Origin of the sequence: Cellulosimicrobium cellulans (genome assembly GCF_006539945.1) — a bacterium.
Lineage (GTDB): Bacteria > Actinomycetota > Actinomycetes > Actinomycetales > Cellulomonadaceae > Cellulosimicrobium > Cellulosimicrobium cellulans.
In genome coordinates, this window is sequence record NZ_BJNZ01000002.1 from 122,912 (window position 1) to 146,103 (window position 23,192).

Genomic DNA, 23,192 nt, shown 5'->3' on the forward strand with positions numbered 1-23,192 from the left:
AGGACCCGATGCCTGCAGAATGGAGCCGAGGGGTCGTCGTCGGGTTCGACGGCAGCCCTGGCAGCATCCACGCCCTGGAGTGGGCGGCCGACGCCGCCGACAGGCACAGGAGCGCGCTGCACGTGCAGTTCGTCCTCGAACCCGCGGGCCGCGGCGAGCGGCACGACCTGTTCGACGAGGGCTACCACGCGGGCCGCGTCCTGGACCTGGCCATGGACGTGCTGGCCGAGTTTCGTCCTGGCCTGCACGACGTGTCGGCGTCCGTGGTGCGCGGGATGCTCCTCCCGTCGCTGCTCGCGAGCTCGCGAGCGGCCGACCTGCTCGTCCTCGGCGGCAGCGGGACCACCCGGTCGTCCGGACCTCCGGGGTCGCGCCCCCGGGCGTCGGTGAGCGCGCGGGTCGCTCGCCGTGCCCACGGTGCCGTGGCGGTCGTACCGCGTGGCTGTCCCTCGCGCCCGGGTGGCCGCGTGGTCGTCGGCGTGGCCGGCGCCAACGACGCACCGGCGATCGAGGTGGCGTTCAGGGAGGCGCAGGAGTCGCACGCCGTGACGGTCGTGCACGTGCTCGAGCACGTGGGTGCGCTCCAGGCGGCGGACGGGTGCGGCTACCTGCGCTGGTGGAGATGGTCCGCCTTCTCCCAGCTGTGGTCGGTGTCCGAGCGGTGCGCCGACCGGTACGGGGTAGATCGTGGGATGCTCGTCCTCTCCGGGTGCGCCGCGTCCCAGCTCGCCGGCCAGGTCGGCCCCGAAGACGTCCTCGTCCTCGGGTCGCCGGCCGGGTCGGGGTCGAAGGGCGCGGCGCCGGTCCTGTCGACGGTTCTTCGGAGTGTGGGTTGTCCCGTGCTCGTGGCCGGCCGGGGCTCGGCGCGCGTCGAGCGCCGGGATTCCGCTGGCGTTGAAGCCGCGGCCGACGAGAGGCGAACGGTGCGTCCTTCTCTGTCGGTCCCCCTGGGGGACGCAGACAGGAACCTGCGCTCGCGTCGGTCGGGGACCAGAGCTCAACCGGGGACGAGGACGAGCGAGCCGCTCGCGCGCCCGGAGCGCAGCGCGTCGAGCGCGTCGGGTGCCTGGTCGAGGGGGTAGGTCGTGACCGTCGGGGTGATGCGCAGCGTCGCGGCGACGCGCAGCAGCGCCGCTCCGGCCGCCCTGGTGTTGGCCGTGACCGTACGCAGGTCGCGTTCGTCGAACAGGTGACGGCGGTGGTCGAGGATCGGTATGTCGCTCATGTGGATGCCGGCCAGGACGACGGTTCCGCCGCGCGTGGTGGCGGACAGCGCGACGGGGACGAGCTCGCCTGCGGGGGCGAAGACGATGGCAGCGTCGAGCGGCTCGGACGGTGCACCTGTCGCGTCGGTGACGAAGGTGGCTCCGAGGTGCCGCGCGAGGTCGCGGTTCGCTTCTCCGCGGGTCATGACGAAGACGCGTGCACCGGAGGCGATGGCGATCTGCGCGGTGACGTGGGCGCTGGACCCGAAGCCGTAGATGCCGAGGTTGCCGCCGGGTGGGAGGTTGGCTCGGGCGAGCCCCCGGTAGCCGATGATCCCGGCGCACAGCAGGGGCGCGGTCGTGGGCGCGTCTGCCTCGGCAGGGAGCGGGTAGACGTAGGCGGCCGGCGCGGTGACGTGCTCGCTGTAGCCTCCGTCGACGTCCCATCCGGTGTACCGGGAGTCGGGGCACAGGTTCTCCCGGCCGGTCCGGCACCAGCCGCACTGCCCGCACGTCTGGTGGAGCCAGGCGACGCCGACGCGATCGCCGGGGCGCAGGTGGTGGACTTCTGCCCCGGCCCGCGCGACGGTTCCGACCACCTGGTGCCCGGGGACCACGCCGGGCCGGTGGACGGGCAGCTCCTGGTCGATGACGTGCAGGTCGGTGCGACACACCCCGCAGGCTTCGACCGAGACGGACACCTCGTGCGACGCGGGGACCGGGGCAGGCTCGTCGACCAGGCGCAGCTCGCCCGGGTGCTCCCAGGCTCTCCATGCCCTCATGGCGTGCTTCTAGCGGTCGCGACGGGAGGGGTGCACCACGATGACCGTCCCGGGGGACCGTCGCAGCAGCCGGTCGGCGACCGATCCCAGCGCACGGGCGGTGGCGGGATGGTGGTGGCGCCCGCCGACGACGAGGACGTCCTTGGTCGAGACCTGAGACAGGACCTTGTCGGCGACGGGTCCCTCGGCGACGTAGAGGAAGGTATGGACGCCCGCGCGAGCCGCGACGGGGGTCACCATGGCGCTGATGCGCGAGGACGCGACGGACTTCCAGGGCTCCCCCGCCCCCCAGTCCTCGTAGAGCGCGTGGACGAGGGCTGGCGTCTGGACGGCGTGGACGACACGCAGCGGGCAGCCCGCGAGCCGGGCTTCCTCGACCGCGTACCGGACGAGGTCGTCCTGATGGTCCTCGTCGGACAGCGCGAGCACGACGTGGTGAGGCGTGTCCGTGATGGCTATGGCGGGCACCACGACCGTGACGCCGCGGCCCGCGAGAGCCAGCCTGGTCGCGGTCGCGCCCAGGGTGGAGCGCTCGATGTGCTGGACGTTGCGTCCGACCACGACCATCGGGGCGGCCCCGACGCGGTCTCGGACCGCTGCGACGAGGTCGCCCGGCGCGATCTCGCTGCGCAGGGACGGGTGACCGGGGTAGACGTGGTCGAGGTGCGCGGTCGTGGTGCGCAGCACGTCGCGGGCGTGCGCCGTCCGGGACACGAGCTCTTCCTCGCGCCGTGACGGACGGACGTCGCTGTCGTCGACAGCACTGAGCAGGGTGACGTCCTGTCCGTGGCGTGTCGCGGTCCGTGCGGCCCACAGTGCTGCGTGCAGGCTCGCTGGTGAACCGTCGACCCCGACGACGATGTCGTTGCCTGACATCGTGCTCATCTCCCTCGTGTCCTAGTCGAGCTGCCCGTGACGGTCGGTGTCGGCGAGCTTGCGGGTGTGGGCGATGACCAGAGCGCACGGTGCGTTGACGACGACCTTGTCCGGTACCGAGCCGAGCAGCCGCCCGACAGCACGGGGGTGGTGGCGTCCGCCGAGCACGAGCAGGTCGAAGGCGGTGACCTGGTCGAGCAGGACGGTCGCGGGGTCGCCGGGGCGGGCCGTGGCATGGCAGGTGACGTCGGGATAGCGGTCGGACCAGCGGGCGGTCAGCTCCTTGAGCTCGGTGTGGATCTCGGGTTCCTCGCCGGCACCGGCCGCCCGTGCGACCTGTGTCGCCGGCTCGATCGCGTGCACGATCTCGACGGGACGGGTGCAGCTGCGCGCCTCGGCGAACGCCACCTCGAGCGCTGGGGTGGGGTCGTCGTCGAGGTCGACGCCGACCACGATCCGGTCCGGGGCGAGCCCGCGAGCCGTGGTCGGGATGATCGCGACCGGGCCGTGGGCGCGCGCGGCGGTCGCTGCCGAGACCGACCCCAGACCGCCCTGGTCCTCGCCCGAGCCGCGCTGCCCGACGACGACGAGGTCGGCATCGCGCGAGAACTCCACGAGCACGGCGGCGGCAGGACCGATGCTCACCGTGGCTTCGATGTCCGTCGCGCCGGGTGGGCGAGGATTGGCTCTGCCCAGGGCCCGGCGCAGGATGGCGTCGACCTCGGCGTCGAGCGCCTCGGGGATGTACGCCGGGACGGGCACGATCGGGCCGACGGGGACCGACTGGGCGTGCACGGCGCGCAGGCGGGCATGGTGTCGGTCCGCGACCGCGACCGCCCAGTCGAACGCGTGAAACGCCTCGGGCGACCCGTCGATGCCGACGACCACCCCTCGTGACCATGTGTCGCTCATCGTTGATCATCTCCTCACCTCTCAGCGCACCACCCGTGCGCGGGAGCGACCAGGTGCGGGATACCCGGTACCACCGGTGACCTTGGGCCCTGGTGTCGTCCGCGGTCCGCCGCCGGGTGCCGGGCCGTTCGGCACTTGGCCTGCGAGCGGCAGGAGACCTGTGATGGAGCATGGGCAGTTGTGAGGACCGCCCGGCCGGCTCGAGCGCCCTCGAAGCACGTGAACCCGTCGCCCGCGGCCTGTCGGACGAGCAGGCGGCGCGCGAGCTGGCGCGCCACGGGCCCAACGCGTTGCCTCAGGTCCGGGGCCCCTCCGCGCCGCGCCGCCTGCTCGCCCAGCTGAGCAGCGTGTTCGCCGTCGTGCTGTGGTGCGCGGCGGCGCTGGCCTGGCTCGCAGGCATCGTCGAGCTCGCCGTCGCGATCGCGATCGTCGTGGTGCTCAACGCGGTGTTCGCCTTCTTGCAGGAAGCGCGGGCGGGTCGCGCGGCCGAGCGCCTGCGTGCGCTGCTGCCCTCGCGGATCATCGTCCGCCGTGCCGGACGCGAGCTCGGTGTGGTGACGAGCGAGGTCGTCGTCGGCGACATCGTGTGCCTGCGTGCGGGCGACCGCGTCCCCGCCGACGCCACCGTCACGGGGGCCGGGGAGCTCCTGGTCGACATGTCGTTGGTCACCGGCGAGAGCGAGCCGGTCACCCGGTCGGCCGGGAGCCCGGTCGTCGCCGGGTCGTTCGTCGTGGAGGGTGCCGCCGACGCGCGCGTGGACGCCGTCGGGGCGCAGACCGCGATCGCGCGGATCTCCCACCTGACGGCGGACGTACCCGACCCTGTCACACCGCTGGCCCACGAGCTGCACCGCACGGTGCGTACGCTCGCCGTCGCGGCCCTGTGCGCCGGAGCGTGCTTCGCCGTGGTGTCCTGGGCGGTCGGTCGAGAGCTCTCCGACGCCTACGTCCTGGGGATCGGCGTCGTGGTGGCCCTGGTGCCCGAGGGGCTGCTGCCGACCGTGACCCTGGCGCTCGCGTGGGGTGCCGAGCGCATGGCCGACCGCAAGGTCCTCGTACGCCACCTCGAAGCGGTGGAGACTCTCGGGTCGGTCACCCTGGTGTGCACCGACAAGACGGGCACGCTCACCCAGAACGAGATGACCGTCGTCCGCGTCTGGACCCCCGAGGGTGCGGCGACCTGTGCGGCGCCCGGATACAGCCCCGACGGGCAGGTCACGTGTCCCTCCCAGGCTCGGGAGGCCGTCGTCGAGGCAGCCCGGTCGGCGGCTGCGGCCTCGGTCGGGTTCGCCCAGCACTCCGGAGGGCGATGGATCCCGCACGGGGACCGTATCGACGTCGCCATCGACGTCCTCGCGCGGCGCCTCGGGGTGGACGTGGACCAGGACCGAGCCGCACTGCAGGCCGCGACCAGGTTCGCGTTCGACGCTCGACGGCGCCGAACCTCCACCTACCTCGACAGCCCCGGCGGGGGCCGTGTCTTCGTCAAGGGCGCGCCCGAGTCGGTGCTACCGCTGTGCACCGACCCACCAGGGCTGCTGGCCGCCGCCCGCCAGGAGGCGGAGCGGGGCGCTGCCGACGGGCTGCGGGTCCTGGCGGTCGCTTCTCGCCCGGCGGCCCGGCCTCCCGAGGGGCCTGGGGAGGCCGAGTCCCGACTGACCTTGGAGGGCGTCCTGTCGCTCGAGGATCCTCCGCGCGAGGACGCCGCCCACGCGCTGCGCGAGTGTCGGCGGGCCGGGGTCAAGGTCGCGATGCTCACCGGCGACCACCCGCAGACGGCGAAGAGCATCGCCGACCAGGTCGGGCTCCGGGGCGCGCAGGATCCCGTGCTGGTCGGCGCCGAGCTGCCCCAGGACGACGCCGACCTCGCGGCAGTGTTCACCCGCTCCGGCGTGGTCGTGGCGCGCCTGGCGCCCGAGGACAAGCTGCGCGTGGCGCGCGCCCTGCGCGCCCAGGGCGAGGTCGTCGCGATGACGGGAGACGGGGTCAACGACGCCCCTGCCCTGCACGAGGCCGACGTCGGTGTCGCCATGGGGCTCTCCGGCACGGACGTGGCCCGTGAGGCCGCGGACGTCGTCCTGCTCGACGACCGGTTCGCCTCCATCGTGGGGGGCATCGAACAGGGGCGTGCGACCTACGTCAACATCCGGCGCTTCATCACCTACCACCTCACCGACAACGTCGCCGAGCTCATGCCGTTCGTGGTCTGGGCACTCACCGGAGGACAGTTCCCGCTCGCGCTCGGAATCCTGCAGATCCTCGCGATCGACATCGGTACCGACACCGTCTCCGCCGTCGCGCTGGGCGCCGAGCCGCCCGCCCGGCACCTGCTGACCGACCCTCCCGCCGCCGGGCGGCTGCTCAACGGCACCGTCCTTCGCCGTGCGTTCGCGCTGTTGGGCCCGGTGTCCGCAGCGGCAGCCCTGCTCACGTTCACCGTGTGCCTGTGGTCCCACGGGTGGAGCTACGGCGAGCCGGTCGACGCTGCCGTCCTCGCCGCCGCCTCGGGTGCGGCGTTCCTCAGCGTCGTGCTGTCCCAGGCGGCGAACGCCTTCGCGTGCCGCAGCTCGACCAGGTGGCCGGGATCGCTGGGATGGACGACCAACCGGCTGCTCGTCGTCGCCGTACCGATCTCGCTCGCCGTCTCCCTGACGCTCGTTCTCGTGCCGCCCGTCGCGCAGGTCCTGGGTCAGGCCGCCCCCGGACCGCTGGGGTGGGCGTTGGCGCTCGCCTCGGCCGGAGCCCTGCTCGGCGTCGACGCGCTCGACAAGACATGGCGGGCACGTCGTCGGCTCCGGCGCGGTTGACCGCTGATGCCTGCAGCCGGCCCCGAGGTGTGACGCCGGTCTATGACGTCGAGATCCTCGCGACGACGTCGTCGACGTCCCTGCGGGGAGTGTGTGGTCCGGGCGCGCTGCGGGCCAGCCGCAGGAACATCTGAGCGCTGGCGTCCGGGCAGTAGGCGGTCTCGATCTCGTGCCGCGTCGCGGGGTTCTCCAGGGCCCGGGTGGCGAACGCGGCCTGCACGTCGTGCGTCGCCGCGACCAGGAGCATGCGCTCGAGCGCCTGCCCGGCGACGAGCCAGTTGTACGGCCCGTCGCCCACCGTGGTGAGGATCGCCAGATGCTGCCGACCCTCGAACGTCCGGGCCCCGCTCGTCTCGTCGCGCGTCGCAGGGTGGACGTCGGTGATCGGGTCGGCGTAGCCGGCGCGCATCACGTCCATGGGCACCCCGTCAGGACGCCCGTAGTGCACACCCATCCAGCTCCGGTCGGTCTCCAGCGCGACCGAGGACGTCGAAGCAGCGGCTTCCGCACGACGCATCTCGCTCACGAGGTGTCCCGAGCTGATGCCGCCGGCTCCGAGGAAGACGACGTCCGCCTGCTCACGGCGCACCGCCCGACGCAGCTTCTGCAGCACCTCGACCTCCGGAACGCGTCCCCGGGCGTCGCCTCGCAGGGTGTGGCGGGTGAGGATCGCGGCGAACATCCCGGGCTCGTCGATCGTCGCGACGACCCCAGGGCCCAGGGCCACGGTCGCGACGAGCAGCTCGTCGTCCCGGTCGGGCAGCAGCCGGACGGCTGCGTCGAACCCCTCGTGCTCGGCGGCGACGCGGACGTTCATCAAGAAGGCTCCGCAGCTGATGAACATCTCTCGCCCGCTCGGATCGATCCCGTCGAGCCTGCGGGCAGGGTCGGCCCGGACCTGCAGGACTGCGCCGTCGCTGGCCACGGACCACGGCTGGCTGTTGAGCAGGCTCGGGGCACGCGTCCCAGCCGTCAGGACCCGATCGATCCTCCTGCCGCGACTGTCCATGTCCTCACCCCGCTCGTCGGGCCAGGCGGCGCGCCCGCACGACGACGCCACCTCCCACGCTCGGCGCCGCCGCTGCGCGGCGGTAGGGCCGAACGACCCGTCACCGGGCGCCGGACGGTTCGACACGCCGGGCGCCCGCTCGACTCACGCACCCCGCTGCCGGGCCGAACGGCCACGGGCCCCGATCCGTTCCACCCTGGTGCCGGGTCACTTCGTCGTCGTCTGCTGGAGGTACGAGCAGCTCGCGCGGCGGACGATCCGCCGAGGAGCTCATCACGCCGCATCGGCGAGCACCGGGAGGAGCCGGTCATGGACGTCTTGGACTCACGGGTCGAGAGGATCCTCGCCGCGGCGGTACGCGCCCCCAGCGTGCACAACACCCAACCCTGGCAGGTGCGCACGACCGGCGACACGATCACGGTCCACGCGGACCCCTCCCGCTGGCTGCGTCACACCGATCCTCGACGTCGGGAGATGTTCATCAGCTGCGGCGCCTTCGTGCTCAACGCACGCGTCGCAGCCCGTCGCGAGTCTCTGACAGCCCAGGTCCGTGTCCTACCAGATCCGGACGACGAGCTGCTGGTCGCGACCATGGCCCTGATCCCCGCACTGGGTCCCGACATGGACGAGCTCGAGCTGTCCCTGGCCATCGGACGCCGTTCGACCTCACGTGAACCGTTCGAGGACCAGCCGCTGGACGCCGACGTGCTGCAGGAGATCCAGACGGCGGCCCACGAGGAGGGGTGCGCGCTTCGTCTCGTCCAGCCCTCGGACCCGGCACGCGGACACGTGCTCGACCTCGTGCGCCGCGCCGAGGACCTCGTGGCCGAGGACGACGTGGCCCGCGAGGAGGAGCTCGCGTGGACGGCTACCGGCCCCGAGCGCGAGGACGGCATCCCCCGTGAGCTGCTCGGCCCCTCGGGGACCGGTGAGGACCAGGCGCCGGTGCGCCGCTTCTCCCTCAGCACGGGGCACGGCGCGTTCGAGAGTCGCTCCACCCTGGCGGTGCTCTCGTCCCCGGGCGACGACCCGTGCGACTGGATCGCCGCGGGCCAGGCGACCGAGCGCATGCTCCTGGTCGCGACGACCTACTTCGTGCGGGCGTCGTTCGCCACGACCGTGCTCGAGAACCCGACGACACGTCACGAGCTCCGCGAGGTCCTGAGCCTCGACGGCTTCCCGCAGATGCTCGCCCGGCTGGGATACAGCACGCTGCGCCGGTACAGCCCGCGGCGTTCGGTCGAGCAGATCCTCGCCCCCACGAGCGACGGCCCGTCCCCCGCCTGACGACCTGACGGGTGGGTAGCCGTCGCAGGAGAGCGTCCCGTGCTCGCGCCCCGCCCTCCGCACGGACGACGCGGCCCTCGCCCCGTCCTCGGCGAGGGTCACCTCGGTGCCGGTGCGACGGAGGCCACGTCCGCGACGGCTGGCGGCGAGGCAGGTCAGGCGGTGAGGACGACCTTGAGCGCGCCGGTGTCAGCGGCGTGCCCGAACACGTCGTAGGCGCGGTCGACGTCGTCGAGCGCGAAGCGGTGCGTGACGAGCTGCTCGACGGGCAGCTGTCCGTTCTTCACCATCGCGAGCAAGGTCGGGGTGGTGAACGTGTCCACGAGGCCGGTGGTGATGGTCAGGTCGCGGATCCAGTCGCGTTCCAGGTGCAGCGTCGCGGGTGCCCCGTGCACGCCGACGTTCGCGACGTGCCCGCCCGGGCGCACGGTCTCGACGCAGAGCTCGAACGTGCCGGGCGTCCCGACGGCCTCGATGGCGACGTCGGCGCCCAGGCCGCCGGTGAGGTCGCGCACCTGTGCGACCACGTCGGCGCGCGCGTCGAGGGTGTGGGTGGCGCCGGCGCGCTGCGCCGCGGCCAGGCGTTCGGACGCGAGGTCGACCACGATGATGGCGCTCGGGGAGAAGAGCCTGGCAGTCAGGGTCGCGGCGAGACCGATGGGTCCGGCGCCCACGACGACGACGCTGTCGCCGGGGCGGACCGCACCGGCGAGGACGCCGACCTCGTAGGCGGTGGGGAGGATGTCGGCGAGCATCAGTGCCTGCTCGTCGTCGATCGTGTCGTCCAGCCGGTGCGTGGACAGCTCCGCGAAGGGCACGCGGACCGTCTCGGCCTGGGTCCCGTCGATCCTGTGCCCCAGGATCCAGCCACCGCCGCCCAAGCACTGGCCGAAGCGGCCCTGACGGCAGTAGGAGCAGCGGCCGCATGCGGTGATGCAGGAGACCAGCACGCGGTCCCCTTCTCGCAGGGTGCTCACGGCGCCCCCGACCGCGGTGACCGTGCCCACGGCCTCGTGCCCGAGCACGCGTCCGACGTCGACCGTCGGGACATCTCCCTTGAGGATGTGCAGGTCGGTGCCGCAGATCGTCACCGCGTCCACGTGCACCAGGGCGTCGTGCGGGTCCTGCACGACCGGGTCGGGCACGTCCCGCCACGCGCGGCGGCCTGGGCCGTCGAACACCAGAGCCTTCATGATCTCCGCCTCCTCGATCTTGCCCTCGCTCGCTGCCTCCTCCACGTCAGCACCTCGCCCCGCGTGCTGGTAGGACCACATGTCCCGTGACGGATGGGGCCGTTCGGCACCCCTGTCCGCTCCCGCAGTCCGCAGGGCCCGCGCCCCACGAGCCGAAGTGCTCACCCGCCCGAGAGCACCACGGCACTGGTTCCTGGTCGGTGCCGCGACGAACGTGGGAGCAAGCGCGAACCACCGTGTCGGGAGGGTCATCATGAGAACCACGTCGGACTGGCCGATCGTCGTCGGGATCGACGGGTCCCCGGAGGCCTCGCACGCCCTGCGATACGCCGTACGCGAGGCCGAACGCGAAGGCTGCTACCTGTGGCTGGTCAACGCCATCCACGAGATCGTGCCGCTGGCACCGATGTGGCCGCTGCTGACCAGCGACACCCTCGTCGACGTCGGCCACGAGCTTCTTGCCGAGGCGCAGACGGTCGTCGAGGAGCTGTCCGGCGGCCGCGTATCCGTCCGGGTCCAGGCGGCCCTGGGCCCGGCGGTCGACGTCCTTGCCGCCGCCGGGGAGCACGCGCGTCTCGTCGTCCTGGGCCACCGGTCGCCGGCGCTGATGGAGCGGATCTTCACCGGCAGCACCACCTTCGGTGTGGCCGCACGCGCCTCGTGCCCGGTGCTGAGCGTGCCGCGCGACTTCGACGCGGACCGAGAGCACGGCATCGTCGTCGCAGCCGTCGACGGGACGGAGATCTCCCCGCACGTCCTCGACCGCGCCTTCGCCGTGGCGGCCGAGCGCTCCGCACGTCTGGAGATCGTGCACTGCTGGCGCCTCGACCCGTTCTACAGCTACCTGGTCGACGAGTGGTCGGTCCAGGACGAGTGGCGAGGTCACACCTCGGAGGTGATCGACCGCCTGGTCGAGGAGGCCTCCTCGGCCCACCCGTCCGTGTCGTTCGAGACATGGTTGGAGTACGCCGACGTCACCGACACCCTCGTCCGCCACTCCAAGGACGCGGACGTGCTGATCCTGGGCCGTCACGGCCACGGCACCCGCCCCTCGGCTCTCGTCGCCGCCGTGCTCGGGAGCGTGACCCGGGCCGTGCTGCACCACGCGCACTGCCCGGTCGAGGTCGTCCCCGCACCCCGCCCCGCCGCAGCGCGCGACGAGGCCCCGCTGCCGTCCCCGGCCCGCGTGCCGGAACCTGCCGACGTCGTCGACACCTGACCCTCACCCACGCCGCCCGGCCAGGACGGCACGCACCAAGGAGAAGAACGATGAGCACCATCCACGAGCCGCGCCGAGCCTCTCAGCCGAGCTCGGCCCCCACCGCTGCACCGAGCACCGCGGTCGAACGCGAGACGGTCGTCGTCGAGACGCAGTCACAGGTCGCGCTGAGGTATGTCGGCGCCGTCATCCGTATCGCCCTCGGCTGGGTGTTCCTGTGGGCGTTCCTCGACAAGGCCTTCGGCCTCGGCCACGAGACCCTCTCGGAGGACGCCTGGGTCAACGGCGGCCAGCCCACTGCGGGGTTCCTCGGCAACGCCACCAGCGGCCCCTTTGCCGACTTCTACCAGGGGCTCGCCGGACAGGCGTGGGTCGACTGGATCTTCATGGTCGGGTTGCTGGGCATCGGGCTCGCACTCATCCTCGGCATCGGGATGCGGATCGCGGCCGTCGCCGGCGCGATCATGCTGGTCCTGATGTGGACGGCCGTCCTGCCGCCCGCGAACAACCCCTTCATGGACGACCACCTGATCTACGCCCTCGTGCTCGTCGCCCTGGCCCTGGGCAACTCCGGGCGAACGCTCGGGCTGGGGGCGTGGTGGCAGAGCACCCGCCTGGTCCGGCGTTGGCCCGCCCTCACCTAGTGAGTGCGCCGCACATCGCCTCGCGCCGACCGACGTGCACCGTCCGTCACGAGGCCCGACGAGCTCCCTGCCCGCCGGGCCTCCCCCTGCCCTCTCGTCAACGCCGCAGCGCCGCAATATCCTCGGAGGCGTGGATCGGACCTCGGTCGAGGTGCAGGAAGCGATACTGCGGGCTGTCAGTGGCATCTCGACCGACTTCGACCTGCGCGACCTGCTCGCCGGCGTGGTGCGCGCAGCCTGCACGCTGTCCGGCGCACGCTACGGGGCGCTCGGGGTCATCGGACGCTCACGCCGTCAGCTCATCGAGTTCATCGCCGAAGGCATGAGTCAGTCCGAGCGCGAACGCATCGGCCACCTACCCACCGGGCGCGGGCTCCTGGGTCACCTCGTCACCCACCACGAAGCCTTGCGTCTCGACGACCTCACCAGCCACCCCTCCTCGTCCGGCTTCCCACCCGGCCATCCACCGATGACGACGTTCCTCGGAGTGCCCGTCAAGGTCCGCGGCCGCGTCTTCGGCAACCTCTATCTCACCGACAAGACCACCGGTCCCGCGTTCACCGCCGCCGACGAGGAAGCCGTGACCGCGCTAGCGGGCCTGGCCGGTCTCGCTATCGAGAACGCCAAGCTCCTCATGACGACCGAGCGCCGGGCCCGATGGCTCGAAGCCACGGCAGCGATGCAGCCCGACGTCCTTCGCGCCACCGAACCGCGCCAAGCGCTCGAAGCCGTGCTGCGACGAGCGCTGCAAGGCGCCGACGCCACCACGGCCCTCGCGATCGCGCCCGGCGCAGACGGCCGGTTCACCGTCCGCGCTGCAGTCGGGGGCCACGCCGACGACCCGGACCAGATCCTGCAAGAGATCCACCAGCCCGCCATGCTCGCCATGGCGACCGACCGCACCCGCTGGGCCGACCTGCCCGACGGGGGCGCCATCATGACACGGCTGGCGATCGACTCCGTCACCCGAGGTGCGCTCGTGGTCGCGCTGCCCCGGAGCCGCTACGCCGAGAACCTCAGCGCCGACACCGACTTCATCACCAACTTCGCCAACCAGGCCTCACTCGTGCTCGAACGACACCACACCCGCGCCGTCCAGCAGCAGCTCGCCGTCATGGCCGAACGCAACCGGATCGCCCGCGACCTGCACGACGTCATCATCCAGCGCTTGTTCGCGCTCGGACTCCAGGTCCAGGCCATCACCCGGAGGAGCCCGGACACCGTCCGCGAACCTCTGACCACCGTCCTGGAGGACATCGACTCCACCATCCGCGAGATCCGCCGCTCCATCGTCGATCTGCGACCGGACCAGGAGCGCCGGTACTCCCTGCGCTCCAAGGTGCACGACCTCGTCGACGAGTACGCCCACGTCCTCGGCAGGCCTCCGGCGCTCAAGGTGGACGGGCCGCTCGACACCCTGGTCGATGTCGAGATCCACCACCACGTCCTGGCGGTGCTGCGGGAAGGGCTGTCCAACGCAGCACGCCACGCTGTCGCAGACCACGTCTGGGTCGACGTGACGGTCCGCACCGAGGAGCTCGTGTGCACCGTCAGCGACGACGGCATCGGACCCCAGGGCGGTGCGGCCCACGGCGGCTTGCTCAACCTCGCCGACCGAGCCGACGAGCTGGGCGGGCGGGTGGACGTCCGCCCACGCGAGCCGCGGGGGAGCATCCTGACCTGGCGCGTCCCACTCCACGCGTCATGAGCCGATCGAGGAGCGACGACGGCGCCGCGCCGCGGCCAGAGGCCCGACCCTCCCTCACCGCGCGTCGCCGCGGCTACGTCGCCACCGCGCTGGTCGACGCGGCACTGCTGGTCTTCATCCACGTCTGGCCAGGATGGCAGGTGGTGCCGTTCCTCACGACCGAGACCGTCGAGGTGCTCCCGGCCGTCAACGCCACCCTGGTCGCGGGCATCGCCGCCAACACGGTGTACCTCCTGGCCGACCCGCCGTGGCTGCGCGCGCTCGGTGACGTCGTCGTCACCGGCGTCGGGGTCGTCGCCCTCGTGACGTTGTGGCGCGTCTTCCCGTTCAGCCTTCCCGGGGAGGGCTTCGACTGGATGCTCGTCGTTCGCGTCCTGCTCGCGCTCGGCGTCCTGGGGAGCGTGATCGCCATGATCGTCTCGACGGTGCAGCTCCTGCGGCCCACGTCGACCGATGCCGACGGACCAGGGCCGGTGCTCCGCTGAAGAGGGCGCCCAGGTGGCTCGCCCCGACGTCGAAGGGGGCGGGGCCGCTCACCCGGGACGCTACCCGAGGAGCTTCGTGGCCAGCACCGCCGCCTGGGTCCGGGACTCGAGATCGAGCTTCGTCAGGATGTTGGAGACGTAGTTCTTCACCGTCTTCTCGGACAAGAACAGCTTGCTCGCGATCTGGCGGTTCGTCAGTCCCTCGGCGATCGCCGTCAGGACGTTGAGCTCCTGCTCGCTCAGCGCCGCCAAGGCCGGCTCCTGAACCGGGCCGGCGCGCAGCCGCTCGAGGACGCGCGACGTCAGGGCGGGGTCGATCAGCGACTGACCCGCGGCCACCCTCCGCAGCGCGTCCACCACGTCAGACCCGGTGATGACCTTGAGCAGGTATCCCGACGCACCCGCCATGATCGCCGAGAAGAGTGCCTCGTCGTCGTCGTACGACGTCAGGATCAAGGACCGGACGTCCGGCGCCGTAGCGTGCAGCTCTCGACAGACCTCGATCCCCGAACCATCGGGCAGGCGCACGTCGAGCACCGCGACGTCAGGACGCAGACGGGGGATCTCTTGGAGAGCCGTTCGTGCCGTGCCCGACTCGCCGACGACCTCGAGCCCGTCTTCGGTCACGAGCAGACCCTTGAGGCCGCGCCGCACGACCTCGTGATCGTCAAGAAGGTACACGCGCACCTGCTCCATCGTTCTGTTGTACTCCCGCTCCTGAGGTCCTTCCACTCCTGGGACGGCGAGGAGGGTAGGCGTCGCGGGGGTGGGCGACTCCCCTCGCTCGGAGCAACCACGTCCCGTGCCGCCGAGGCGCCGGAGGACTACCGCCAGGTGTGACCTTCTCCCCTACGGCGCGATCGCGACCGGCGTGAGCCTGAGAACGAGACAGCGAACCGGTCCACGGACGATCACAGAGGGGTAGAGACGGCCATGAGCCACACCTGGAGCATCACCGTCGAGCTGTTCGACGCCGACGACATCGACCCAGAAGGCGCGATCACGACGGCTCACGCCGTACTGACGACGTCGAGCGGAACCACGCTCACGGGGCACGGTCGAGCCCGGCGCAGTCCCGGCGACACCCCGGTCAGGGAGATCGGGGAGGAGCTCGCCACGGCACGCGCACTGCGAGATCTCGCAGACCGGCTGCTACGAGCGACCTCGAACGACATCGCGGCGATCGAGCATCAACCGGTCCGGCTGATGGGTTGACTGCACGCCAGGAACGGAGAGGTGACCATCATGACCGCCCGCACCACCCGGTGGCACGGCCTCGCCGTAGCCCTCCTTGTCGCAGCGGCGCTCCTTCTCGGAGCCTGCGCAGCCGGTCCCAACGTCGTGGCGAACCCCGGTGGCTACGGCTTCTGGTGGGGCCTGTGGCAAGGCATCATCCTGCCGGTCACGTTCATCGTCTCGCTCTTCACCGACACGGTGAGCATCTACGAGGTCGACAACAACGGTGGCTGGTACGACTTCGGCTTCGTGCTGGGGATCGCGATGTTCTCCGGACCTGCGATCGCGATCGGCGGCCGCAGGTCCTGACGGCGGCGCTACTCCTGGGGAAGGGCCCGTGACGGAGCCGAGCATGACCGACGACATCAGACTGACGCAGTGGTCCGACGACGTCGAGCACACGGTCGGGCTGCGCCAGCTCCTCCCGTGGGATCACCTCGGCGACGTGTGCGCCCGCACGTTCCCGGCCCTCTCCCGGGCCCTGGAGGACGCGGGCGTGCGGATCACCGGGCCGCCCTACGCGCGCTACCGCGACAGCTCGGACGAGCGGTTCGACGTCGAGCTGGGATTCCCCGTGAAGGAGGCGGTGGCCCCGGGCCGAGTCACGGTTGCGGTCCCCGTGGGCGGCTCGCTGGAGACCGGCGGTCTGCCGAGAGGCCGTGCCGTCGAGGCCGTGCACGTGGGGCCGCACGGCACCTTGCCTCTGACGTACGCCCACATGGAGGAATGGGCACGGGCCCGCGGGCTGGAGCCGTCGGACCAGCTCTGGGAGTACTACGAGATCGGACCGGACTCCGATCCGGACCCGAGGACATGGCGCACCCGGGTCTTCATGCCCGTCTAAGCGTCGGTGCGCGAGACCTGCGAACGCGACACTCGCCGAGCGACCGCGCGACTCGGCACCCGTGACACAGCTCCGCTCTCCGAGCCGATGCGCACGGTGGGTGATCTGCGTGTCAACCCAGGCGGTGAGCACCCAGGGTCACGGGCGGCGCCTCGGCCCCGCCGGGACGTGGACGTCGACCAGCGCGAGACGAGACGACCAGGCTGGCATAGCAGGCAGCGCCGACAGGGATCGGCAGCCAGAACTGCAGCAGCCGCCAGGCCACGACGCCGAGAACGACCGGGCCCGACGGCTCGCCGAGACCGGTCAAGACGGAGATGACACCGGCTTCGACCACACCGAGGCCGCCGGGGGCGATGGGAACACCGGCCATGACGTTGGCGACACCGTAGGCGACACAGAGCGCGACAGGATTCGACCGGACGCCGAAGGCTGCCAAGAAGACCCACAAGGCAGCCGCGTCCAGACACCAGTTGAGCGATCCCCAGACCGCAAATCTGCCCAGGAGGCGCCGCTCGGACAACAGGTCGACCACCCTGACCATGGTCGGTCGCACCCATCCCTGCAGTCGTTCACGCCATCGGGAGGACGACCACCGGGTGATGCGCTCCGCAGCAGCAGGAAGCCCGTCCGGGTGATGCTCCACAGCCCGCACGACGGCGAGCTCGGCGATCAGGACACCGATGACTGCCGCTGCCACTCCCACGTAGAGTCCCGGCGCGATACCGAGCAGCACGCCGGTCAGAGCAGCCACGCCGAGAATCAGCTGCAGAGTGGCTGCCGAGCCGAGCCCCTGGACGGCAACGGCCGCGACGGCCTCCTCCACGCGCACGCCCCCTCGGTGCAGCAGGCCGACACGGACGACGTTGCTCGTCGCCGCCCCCGCCGGAGTCACGTGCGCGACGCTCAAGGCCGAGAGGTCCGTCCGGAACAGCCAGCTGAAGGCGGGTCTGCCCTCGCGTGGCAGAACGACCGAGGTCAGTACTGAATAGGTGGCCAGACTCAGTGCCTCGAGGAGCACACCCAGCGCCAAGAGGGTCGGCTCGACGTGGGAGAGCACCTCCAGGGCCCGTTCTGCAGCAGGCACCGACGGGACCAGGAGGAACCGCACGACGAGGATGATCACTGCCGGACGAACCCCACGGCGAAGCCACACGTGCCGCGCACGATCGAGATGCCGAGGCACGTGACGTCGAGCAGCCGAGCATCGCCGCACGAGATGCGCCATGGCCTCCACGCTAGGCATCCGCGAGCACCACCGAACGAGGAAGAGTCCTCTGGTTCCCTGGGTCGAGCGGGACAGCCCCAGCCAGGGCCGGTCGGCGGCAGAGTGCGTGCCCATCGTGTCTCGGCGCTTCTGGTCCTCCCGCAGGGACTCGCCGTTCGGCTGCTCGACGCCACGTCCGGCGTGCGGCATCACGGATATCGCTTGAGGGTGCCATGTCCCTTCTGATGCTTTTGAGGCGGTATGCACATGCTCGATGTCCATCACTTCACCTACGGAGCGGTGACGCCGCTCATCTCCTACGCGGCGGCGGTCTCCGGGTCGGCCTGCGGCCTGTCCGCGGTCTCCCGGTCCCGAGTCGACGCGCCGTGGCACGTGCGCTCGGCGTGGCTCTGGCTGGGGGCCGCGGCCATCGGGGGCACGGGCATCTGGGTGATGCACTTCGTGGCGATGCTCGGGTTCACGGTCACCGGCATGCCGATCCACTACGACGTGCCGCTCACCATCGTCTCCGCGCTGGTCGCCGTGGTGGTCGTGTCGGTCGGCCTGCACCTGGTCATGATGTTCGGCTACCGACCCCTGCTGCTGGTCGCGGGAGGCGCCGTGGCCGGGCTCGGGGTCGCCGGGATGCACTACATGGGCATGGCGGCGATGCGCCTGCACGGCACCATGCACTACAGCGCGATCTCCGTCGCCCTGGCGCTGCTCGTCGCGGTCGCCGCCGCGACGGCGGCGCTCTGGCTCTGCGTGCACGCGCGGGGCGGGCTGTCCATGACCGTGTCGGCCCTCGTCATGGGGGTCGCGGTCGCGGGGATGCACTACACCGGCATGTGGGGCGTCTCGGTGACCGGCCAGCCGGGCGCACCGGACGGCGGCGTACCGATGCTGGACCTGTTGGGTGCCCTCCTCGTCGGGGGAGGCGGCTCCATCCTGCTGCTGGTGTTCGTCGTCGTCGGCTCCCGGACGGAGAGCGAGAGGCAGCGGCACGAGGCCTTCCGGGAGCGCATGGCGCAGGAGAACGTCTCGGTCGGCAGCTAGCGGCCCGCGGGGGAACCCGCCGCTCACGACCGGCGCGCGCGTGCTCGGTCCTCCGCCTCGAGCACCCGGCGCAGGCCCGCGAAGTCGCGCAGGAGGATCCGCGCCAGGACCGCGGTCGGGAGCAGCGCCACCAGCCGGAGACCGGCGGCGACGTCGCCGTGGTAGTCGGCGCGCACGCGCGTCCCGCCGCCGTCAGGCGACGTGACGTACTCGACGCGCGAGTTCCAGGGCGCCGTGGAGTGCCACACGACCCGCCGGTCGGGCTCGACGACCTCGAGCACGTCGGTGAACCGCACCCGGAACGGCCCGATGCGGTCCACGGCGGCCCACCGGTCGCCGACCTGGACCGGGGCGCCGTCCAACGGGCGACGGGAGTCGACCGCAGGCGCGAAATCGGGCCACCGACCGGGGTCGGCGAGGTACGGGAAGATGCGCGACGGCGGGTGGTCGAGGTGGACGTCGAGCGTCACGCGTCGCCACACGGTTCGGTCCCCTCAGTCTCGGCGTCAGACCATCGCCGGCACGGGGCGGTCCGGGTAGAGCTCCCGCATCGCGGCGTCGTACCGCCGCTTGAGCAGGAGCAGGTACAGCACCCGGACGGGCAGGGGCACGTTCGCGCGGAACCAGTCCTCCCGCTCGGCCTCGGGGACGCTCGCGAGCAGCAGGCCGAGCTGGAGCGCCACGACGTCCTTGCCGAGCTCCTTGCGGTGCTTCATGAGGCTGGCGCGCGTGTGCTCCTCCATGGAGTCCCACTCCTGCTGCGACATCACGCCCCCGGCCACGGGGAGGATCTCGTCCTCCTCCTGCCCGAGGTGCGCCGTCAGGACGTCACGCAGGCCCTCGACGTCGGTCGCGAAGGCGTCGCGGAGCCGGGGGTCGGCCGTGGCCACCCAAGGCTCGAGCTGCGGCTCGATCCGTGCGAGCCTCACCGCGACCTCGGCGTGCTGCGCCCGCATCTGACCGACGTGCAGCGCGCACGCGGGCTCGCGCGTCTCGAGCCGGTCCCACAGCACGAGGTCCTCGGTCTCGTGGTGCAGGTGCAGCGCGAAGAAGTCGAGGTGGGCGTAGCGGCCGACGACCGCCGAGCGCTCGGTGTCGCCCGGCCGGACGTCGCGGACCAGCTCGGGGAGCTCGCGGTAGAGCCAGCGGAAGATCCGGTGGACGAGGTACATGCCCGACGTGTCGCACCCGGGGTGCTGCCCCGCGGGCAGCGGCCCGGGGAGAGGGAGCTTGTCGGTCATCGCGTCCTCCGCCCGATCGGTCGACCTCGGTGTCGTCGTGGCGTACTCCGAACGCTACTCCCGCCCGCGAACGGGCCACAATGCTCCTCGGGCACGTTCACCCGCGCAGCAAGAAGCCCCGCCGTGTGGAGCGACGGGGCTTCTCGATCCGCTGTCTCATCGGATCCCGCCGGCGTTCTCACGCCGGAAGCATGCGCCCAGCCTATAGCGTCGTCGGGTGACGACGAGCGTCTGTGGCACCGACGACCGGGTCGAGCTGCTCTGGCTGCCGGTCGGCGCCGGCGGTCATGTGGTGCGGCGCACGAGCGCGTGGTGGGAGCGCGCGTGCGCCCTCCTCGAGCGCCGCCGACCGGGCCCGCTGTTCCACGCCGCGCTCGAGGTGCACCGGAACGGCGTCCCCTACACCGTGGAGATGACTCCCGCGTGGGGTCACGCCCCGGCCGCGCGCGGGGTGGTCGCCACCGGACCGGTCGGCGCCCGCCTGCTCGGCCGCTCACGCCTGTTCCGGTACGAGGTCCGCTGCTGGCCCAACGGGCTGATCCCCGACCGCTCCCACGCCGTGGGACCGGCCGTCGTCGTGACCCGTGACACCGCCGCGACCGCGCGGCTCCTGCACGCGGCCCCTGCCGTCCCGACCCTCACCTGGGGCCGCAGGCCGTCGGGCGCCCGCGACATGTGGAACTCCAACTCGCTCGTCGCCTGGCTGCTGGTGCGGGCGGGCCTCCCCGTCGACCAGGAGCCGCCCCAGGGAGGTCGCGCCCCAGGGTGGCGGGCCGGCGTCCTGGTGGCGGAGCGCGCGGCGGACGCGTCCCGCCCCGACGCGCCGTGACCCCGGGCCCGGACCGCGCCGGGCTCCGCCCCCGGCACGACCGCCTCCTCCTCGAGGAGGAGCGCGCTCCCCCGCGAATCTCGGCCGACGGCGGGAGCCGGCGGCCCCGCCCCCGTCCGTAGCGTCGACGACGGCGGCATCCGAGGACCGGGCGCCCCGCGACGACAGGAGGACGCATGATCCAGGTGGAGGCGCTCACCAAGCGCTACGGGTCGACGACGGCGGTGGACGGGCTGACGTTCACGGCGCGGCCCGGCACGGTGACGGGCTTCCTCGGCCCGAACGGGGCGGGGAAGTCGACGACGATGCGCGTCGTGGTCGGGCTCGAGCGGCCGACGTCGGGCACGGCGACGGTCGACGGCCGCCGGTACGCCGACCTCCCGGCGCCGCTCCACGCCGTCGGGTGCATGCTCGACGCGCGGTCCGTGCACCCGGGGCGCACGGCGTTCCGGCACCTGCGGGCCCTCGCGCGGACCCACGGGATCGGCCGCGCCCGCGTGGACGAGGTCATCGGGATGACCGGGCTCGAGAGCGTCGCCGGACGGCGTGCCGGGACCTTCTCGCTGGGGATGGGGCAGCGCCTCGGCATCGCCGGGGCGCTGCTCGGCGACCCCGGGACGCTCATCCTCGACGAGCCCGTGAACGGCCTCGACCCCGACGGCGTCCTGTGGGTGCGGGGGCTCGTCCGGGGCCTCGCGGCCGAGGGACGGACCGTGCTCCTCTCCTCGCACCTCATGCACGAGCTCGCGCTCTGCGCCGACCGGGTCGTGATCATCGGCCGAGGCCGCCTCCTCGCCGACGCACCGGTCCAGGAGCTCGCCGCCGACGCGGGCTCCCTCGAGGACGCGTACCTGCGGCTCACGGCCGGAGCGGTCCAGTACCGGGGCCGTGCCTCCGGCGGGTCCGACCGCGCCGCGGCGGGCGGTGCCCGATGACCGCCGCGACCCCCGCCGCGGTGCGCACTTCCCCGGCCGTGGCGCGGACGACGCACCGGGGCCCGACGTTCGCACGCGTCGTCGGCTCCGAGTGGACCAAGCTCACGAGCCTCCGGTCCTCCTGGTGGGCCGCCGGGCTCACGGTCGCGGTCTCGGCCGCACTGACCTACCTCTCGGCCCAGGCGTCGTCCGTGGACCCGGGGTTCGACCCGATGGGCTCTCTCACGTCGGGCCTGCTGCTCGCCCAGGTGCCCCCGCTCGTCCTGGGCGTCCTCGTCGGCACGGGCGAGCACAGCACCGGCACGTTCCGTACGACGTTCGTCGCCGTCCCCCGGCGCTGGCCGGTGCTCGCCGCGCAGACGGTCGTCACCGCCGCGTTCGCGCTCCTCACGGCGGTGCTCGCGGTCGGCGCCGCCGCCCTTGCCCTGGTCCCCTCGGCGCAGGCCCGCGGCATCGACCTCGACCTCGCGAGCGACGGCACACCCCGGGTGCTCGGTGGGATGGTGCTCCTGCTCGTCGCGACGGCCCTGCTCGGCCTCGCGCTCGGTGCGCTGCTCCGACGGCCGGTGCCTGCCCTGACGGTCGCGGTCCTCGTCGTCCTCGTCCTGCCCGTCGCGCTCGTGCTCGCGGCCGACCTGGCGAGCGACCCGCTCGCCGCGTCCGCGGACGTGCCGCCCGCCCAGGCCGCCGTCAACACCGCCGTGACGTTCCTCCCCGCCGGCGCGGGGTCGCTGCTGACCACCGAGGGCCCCGTCGAGGGAGCGCCCGACCTCGGTGCGTGGGGCGGTGGGATCGTCCTGGCGGCGTGGGTCGCCGTCCCCCTGGCTCTGGCCGCCCTTCGCCTCCGCACGCGGGACGTGGTGTGACGTGGCCGCGACGACGCCGACCCCCGCCGTCCGGCTCGCAGACCGCTCGCCGGTGACCCTCCGCCGGGTGCTCGCGGCCGAGTGGGACAAGCTCACGAGCCTGCGTGCGACGGGCTGGCTCGCTCTCGCCACGGTCGCGGCGGCGGCCGCGAGCGCCTGGGCGCTCGGCCTGTTCGCCCGGCCCGACGGCGGCGCGTCCGGCGCGCCCGCCGCCGTCGCCGGGTACGTGCTCGCCCAGCTAGGGTTCCTCGTGCTGGGCGCGACGACCGGCGCGGGCGAGTTCCGCACCGGTGCGGCGCGCGTCACCTTCGTCGCGGTCCCCCGGCGGATCCCCGTGCTCGTCGCCCAGGTGCTCGTCACGACGACGGTCGCGGCCCTCACGGCCGCGGTCGCGCTGGGCGCGGCGCTCGCGGCGACCGCCGGGCAGCGCGCGGCGACCGGGCTCGTGCTGGACGCGGCGGACCCGGAGACGGCGCGCCTCCTCGGGGGGTTCGTGCTCTACCAGACCGGGGTCGCGCTCGTCGGGCTGGGGCTGGGGGCGCTGCTGCGCCGGCCCGACGCCGCGCTCGTCGCCGGCGTGGTCCTGGTCGTCGTGCTCGACCACCTCCTCGCCACGAACCCCGGCCGGGTCGCCGACACCACGCGTGCCCTCCTCCCGGGCGCCGGGGCGCGGCTCCTCCAGGGCGACGAGCGGCTCGCCGCACTCGACGCGACGACGCTGGGCCTGCACGTCGGTCCGTGGGCGGGCGCTCTCGTGCTCGCCGCGTGGGCCGTCGTCCTGCTCGTCGCGGCGGGGATCCGGCTGCGTCGCCATGACGTCGCCTGACCCGGCCGCGGACGGATGGGAGAGT

24 protein-coding genes are annotated in these 23,192 nt (G+C 72.7%); 15 read left to right on the forward strand and 9 right to left on the reverse strand.

Features of this window, described 5'->3' with window-relative positions:
- Positions 1-8 precede the first annotated feature (8 nt).
- Positions 9-1,082 carry a universal stress protein gene (locus tag CCE02nite_RS02125; RefSeq protein ID WP_141387740.1) on the forward strand — a complete coding sequence of 358 codons (1,074 nt, stop codon included), beginning with the start codon at positions 9-11 and terminating at the stop codon, positions 1,080-1,082.
- Here CCE02nite_RS02125 and CCE02nite_RS02130 read toward each other — a convergent pair.
- From CCE02nite_RS02130 to CCE02nite_RS02140, 3 genes are read right to left on the reverse strand one after another with little or no spacing between them, the layout of a single operon-like run.
- Positions 998-1,987 (reverse strand): zinc-dependent alcohol dehydrogenase family protein, encoded by a 990-nt coding sequence (locus tag CCE02nite_RS02130; RefSeq protein ID WP_141387742.1) that lies wholly within the window; start codon positions 1,985-1,987, stop codon positions 998-1,000. The two genes, CCE02nite_RS02125 and CCE02nite_RS02130, sit on opposite strands and share 85 nt — an antisense overlap.
- Positions 1,988-1,996: 9 nt before the next feature.
- Complete coding sequence (locus tag CCE02nite_RS02135; protein WP_141387744.1) at positions 1,997-2,872, reverse strand: universal stress protein; 876 nt, start codon at positions 2,870-2,872, stop codon at positions 1,997-1,999.
- A gap of 12 nt (positions 2,873-2,884) precedes the next feature.
- Positions 2,885-3,775 (reverse strand): universal stress protein, encoded by an 891-nt coding sequence (locus CCE02nite_RS02140; protein ID WP_141387746.1) that lies wholly within the window; start codon positions 3,773-3,775, stop codon positions 2,885-2,887.
- A gap of 170 nt (positions 3,776-3,945) precedes the next feature.
- Here CCE02nite_RS02140 and CCE02nite_RS02145 point away from each other — a divergent pair, with 170 nt between their 5' ends.
- Entirely contained in the window at positions 3,946-6,582 is a 2,637-nt protein-coding gene (locus tag CCE02nite_RS02145; RefSeq protein ID WP_141387748.1) for a cation-translocating P-type ATPase, read from the forward strand.
- Between the two features lie 40 nt (positions 6,583-6,622).
- On the opposite strand, the gene CCE02nite_RS02150 is transcribed toward CCE02nite_RS02145, so the two are convergent.
- Positions 6,623-7,591 (reverse strand): Acg family FMN-binding oxidoreductase, encoded by a 969-nt coding sequence (locus tag CCE02nite_RS02150; RefSeq protein WP_443092599.1) that lies wholly within the window; start codon positions 7,589-7,591, stop codon positions 6,623-6,625.
- Positions 7,592-7,900: 309 nt separating this feature from the next.
- Here CCE02nite_RS02150 and CCE02nite_RS02155 point away from each other — a divergent pair, with 309 nt between their 5' ends.
- On the forward strand, positions 7,901-8,878 hold the full coding sequence (locus tag CCE02nite_RS02155) for an Acg family FMN-binding oxidoreductase (RefSeq protein ID WP_141387752.1): 978 nt from the start codon (positions 7,901-7,903) through the stop codon (positions 8,876-8,878).
- Between the two features lie 155 nt (positions 8,879-9,033).
- On the opposite strand, the gene CCE02nite_RS02160 is transcribed toward CCE02nite_RS02155, so the two are convergent.
- Positions 9,034-10,116: a zinc-dependent alcohol dehydrogenase family protein gene (locus tag CCE02nite_RS02160; protein ID WP_371861892.1), complete on the reverse strand. Its 1,083-nt coding sequence runs from the start codon at positions 10,114-10,116 to the stop codon at positions 9,034-9,036.
- Positions 10,117-10,324: 208 nt separating this feature from the next.
- On the opposite strand from CCE02nite_RS02160, the gene CCE02nite_RS02165 reads away from it, so the two are divergent.
- From CCE02nite_RS02165 to CCE02nite_RS02180, 4 genes are all read left to right on the forward strand, one after another.
- The gene (locus tag CCE02nite_RS02165; RefSeq protein WP_170227182.1) at positions 10,325-11,290 is read left to right on the forward strand and encodes a universal stress protein; all 966 of its coding nucleotides are present in this window, start codon (positions 10,325-10,327) and stop codon (positions 11,288-11,290) included.
- Positions 11,291-11,340: 50 nt separating this feature from the next.
- Entirely contained in the window at positions 11,341-11,934 is a 594-nt protein-coding gene (locus CCE02nite_RS02170) for a DoxX family membrane protein (protein ID WP_141387756.1), read from the forward strand.
- A gap of 130 nt (positions 11,935-12,064) precedes the next feature.
- The gene (locus CCE02nite_RS02175) at positions 12,065-13,642 is read left to right on the forward strand and encodes a GAF domain-containing sensor histidine kinase (protein ID WP_170227183.1); all 1,578 of its coding nucleotides are present in this window, start codon (positions 12,065-12,067) and stop codon (positions 13,640-13,642) included.
- A complete protein-coding gene (locus CCE02nite_RS02180) occupies positions 13,639-14,127 on the forward strand; it encodes a hypothetical protein (RefSeq protein WP_141387760.1) in 489 nt (162 codons plus the stop codon). The genes CCE02nite_RS02175 and CCE02nite_RS02180 overlap by 4 nt, the downstream gene beginning before the upstream one ends.
- A gap of 60 nt (positions 14,128-14,187) precedes the next feature.
- Here the strand turns inward: CCE02nite_RS02180 and CCE02nite_RS02185 are convergent, their stop codons facing one another.
- Complete coding sequence (locus tag CCE02nite_RS02185; RefSeq protein WP_141387762.1) at positions 14,188-14,823, reverse strand: response regulator; 636 nt, start codon at positions 14,821-14,823, stop codon at positions 14,188-14,190.
- 237 nt (positions 14,824-15,060) lie between these two features.
- Here CCE02nite_RS02185 and CCE02nite_RS02190 point away from each other — a divergent pair, with 237 nt between their 5' ends.
- From CCE02nite_RS02190 to CCE02nite_RS02200, 3 genes are read left to right on the forward strand one after another with little or no spacing between them, the layout of a single operon-like run.
- Positions 15,061-15,342 (forward strand): dsRBD fold-containing protein, encoded by a 282-nt coding sequence (locus CCE02nite_RS02190; protein ID WP_141387764.1) that lies wholly within the window; start codon positions 15,061-15,063, stop codon positions 15,340-15,342.
- A gap of 30 nt (positions 15,343-15,372) precedes the next feature.
- Entirely contained in the window at positions 15,373-15,672 is a 300-nt protein-coding gene (locus CCE02nite_RS02195) for a hypothetical protein (protein WP_047233320.1), read from the forward strand.
- A gap of 43 nt (positions 15,673-15,715) precedes the next feature.
- On the forward strand, positions 15,716-16,207 hold the full coding sequence (locus CCE02nite_RS02200; protein ID WP_141387766.1) for a GyrI-like domain-containing protein: 492 nt from the start codon (positions 15,716-15,718) through the stop codon (positions 16,205-16,207).
- 112 nt (positions 16,208-16,319) lie between these two features.
- Here CCE02nite_RS02200 and CCE02nite_RS02205 read toward each other — a convergent pair whose 3' ends face one another.
- Positions 16,320-17,333: a lysylphosphatidylglycerol synthase transmembrane domain-containing protein gene (locus tag CCE02nite_RS02205; RefSeq protein ID WP_170227184.1), complete on the reverse strand. Its 1,014-nt coding sequence runs from the start codon at positions 17,331-17,333 to the stop codon at positions 16,320-16,322.
- A gap of 348 nt (positions 17,334-17,681) precedes the next feature.
- On the opposite strand from CCE02nite_RS02205, the gene CCE02nite_RS02210 reads away from it, so the two are divergent.
- Positions 17,682-18,470, forward strand: coding sequence for an MHYT domain-containing protein (locus tag CCE02nite_RS02210; RefSeq protein WP_170227185.1), 789 nt, complete (start codon positions 17,682-17,684; stop codon positions 18,468-18,470).
- A 23-nt stretch (positions 18,471-18,493) separates the two neighbouring features.
- Here CCE02nite_RS02210 and CCE02nite_RS02215 read toward each other — a convergent pair whose 3' ends face one another.
- A complete protein-coding gene (locus CCE02nite_RS02215) occupies positions 18,494-18,940 on the reverse strand; it encodes an SRPBCC family protein (RefSeq protein WP_170227186.1) in 447 nt (148 codons plus the stop codon).
- Positions 18,941-18,976: 36 nt separating this feature from the next.
- A complete protein-coding gene (locus CCE02nite_RS02220) occupies positions 18,977-19,711 on the reverse strand; it encodes a hemerythrin domain-containing protein (RefSeq protein ID WP_141387774.1) in 735 nt (244 codons plus the stop codon).
- A 217-nt stretch (positions 19,712-19,928) separates the two neighbouring features.
- Here CCE02nite_RS02220 and CCE02nite_RS02225 point away from each other — a divergent pair, with 217 nt between their 5' ends.
- The 4 genes from CCE02nite_RS02225 to CCE02nite_RS02240 all read left to right on the forward strand — a co-directional run bounded on the left by CCE02nite_RS02225 (position 19,929) and on the right by CCE02nite_RS02240 (position 23,167).
- Positions 19,929-20,540: a hypothetical protein gene (locus CCE02nite_RS02225; RefSeq protein WP_141387776.1), complete on the forward strand. Its 612-nt coding sequence runs from the start codon at positions 19,929-19,931 to the stop codon at positions 20,538-20,540.
- 176 nt (positions 20,541-20,716) lie between these two features.
- Positions 20,717-21,475, forward strand: a complete 759-nt coding sequence (locus tag CCE02nite_RS02230; RefSeq protein WP_141387778.1) for an ABC transporter ATP-binding protein — start codon at positions 20,717-20,719, stop codon at positions 21,473-21,475.
- On the forward strand, positions 21,472-22,341 hold the full coding sequence (locus CCE02nite_RS02235) for an ABC transporter permease subunit (RefSeq protein ID WP_141387780.1): 870 nt from the start codon (positions 21,472-21,474) through the stop codon (positions 22,339-22,341). The genes CCE02nite_RS02230 and CCE02nite_RS02235 overlap by 4 nt, the downstream gene beginning before the upstream one ends.
- A gap of 1 nt (position 22,342) precedes the next feature.
- Entirely contained in the window at positions 22,343-23,167 is an 825-nt protein-coding gene (locus tag CCE02nite_RS02240) for a hypothetical protein (RefSeq protein ID WP_141387782.1), read from the forward strand.
- The last annotated feature ends 25 nt before the right edge of the window (positions 23,168-23,192 follow it).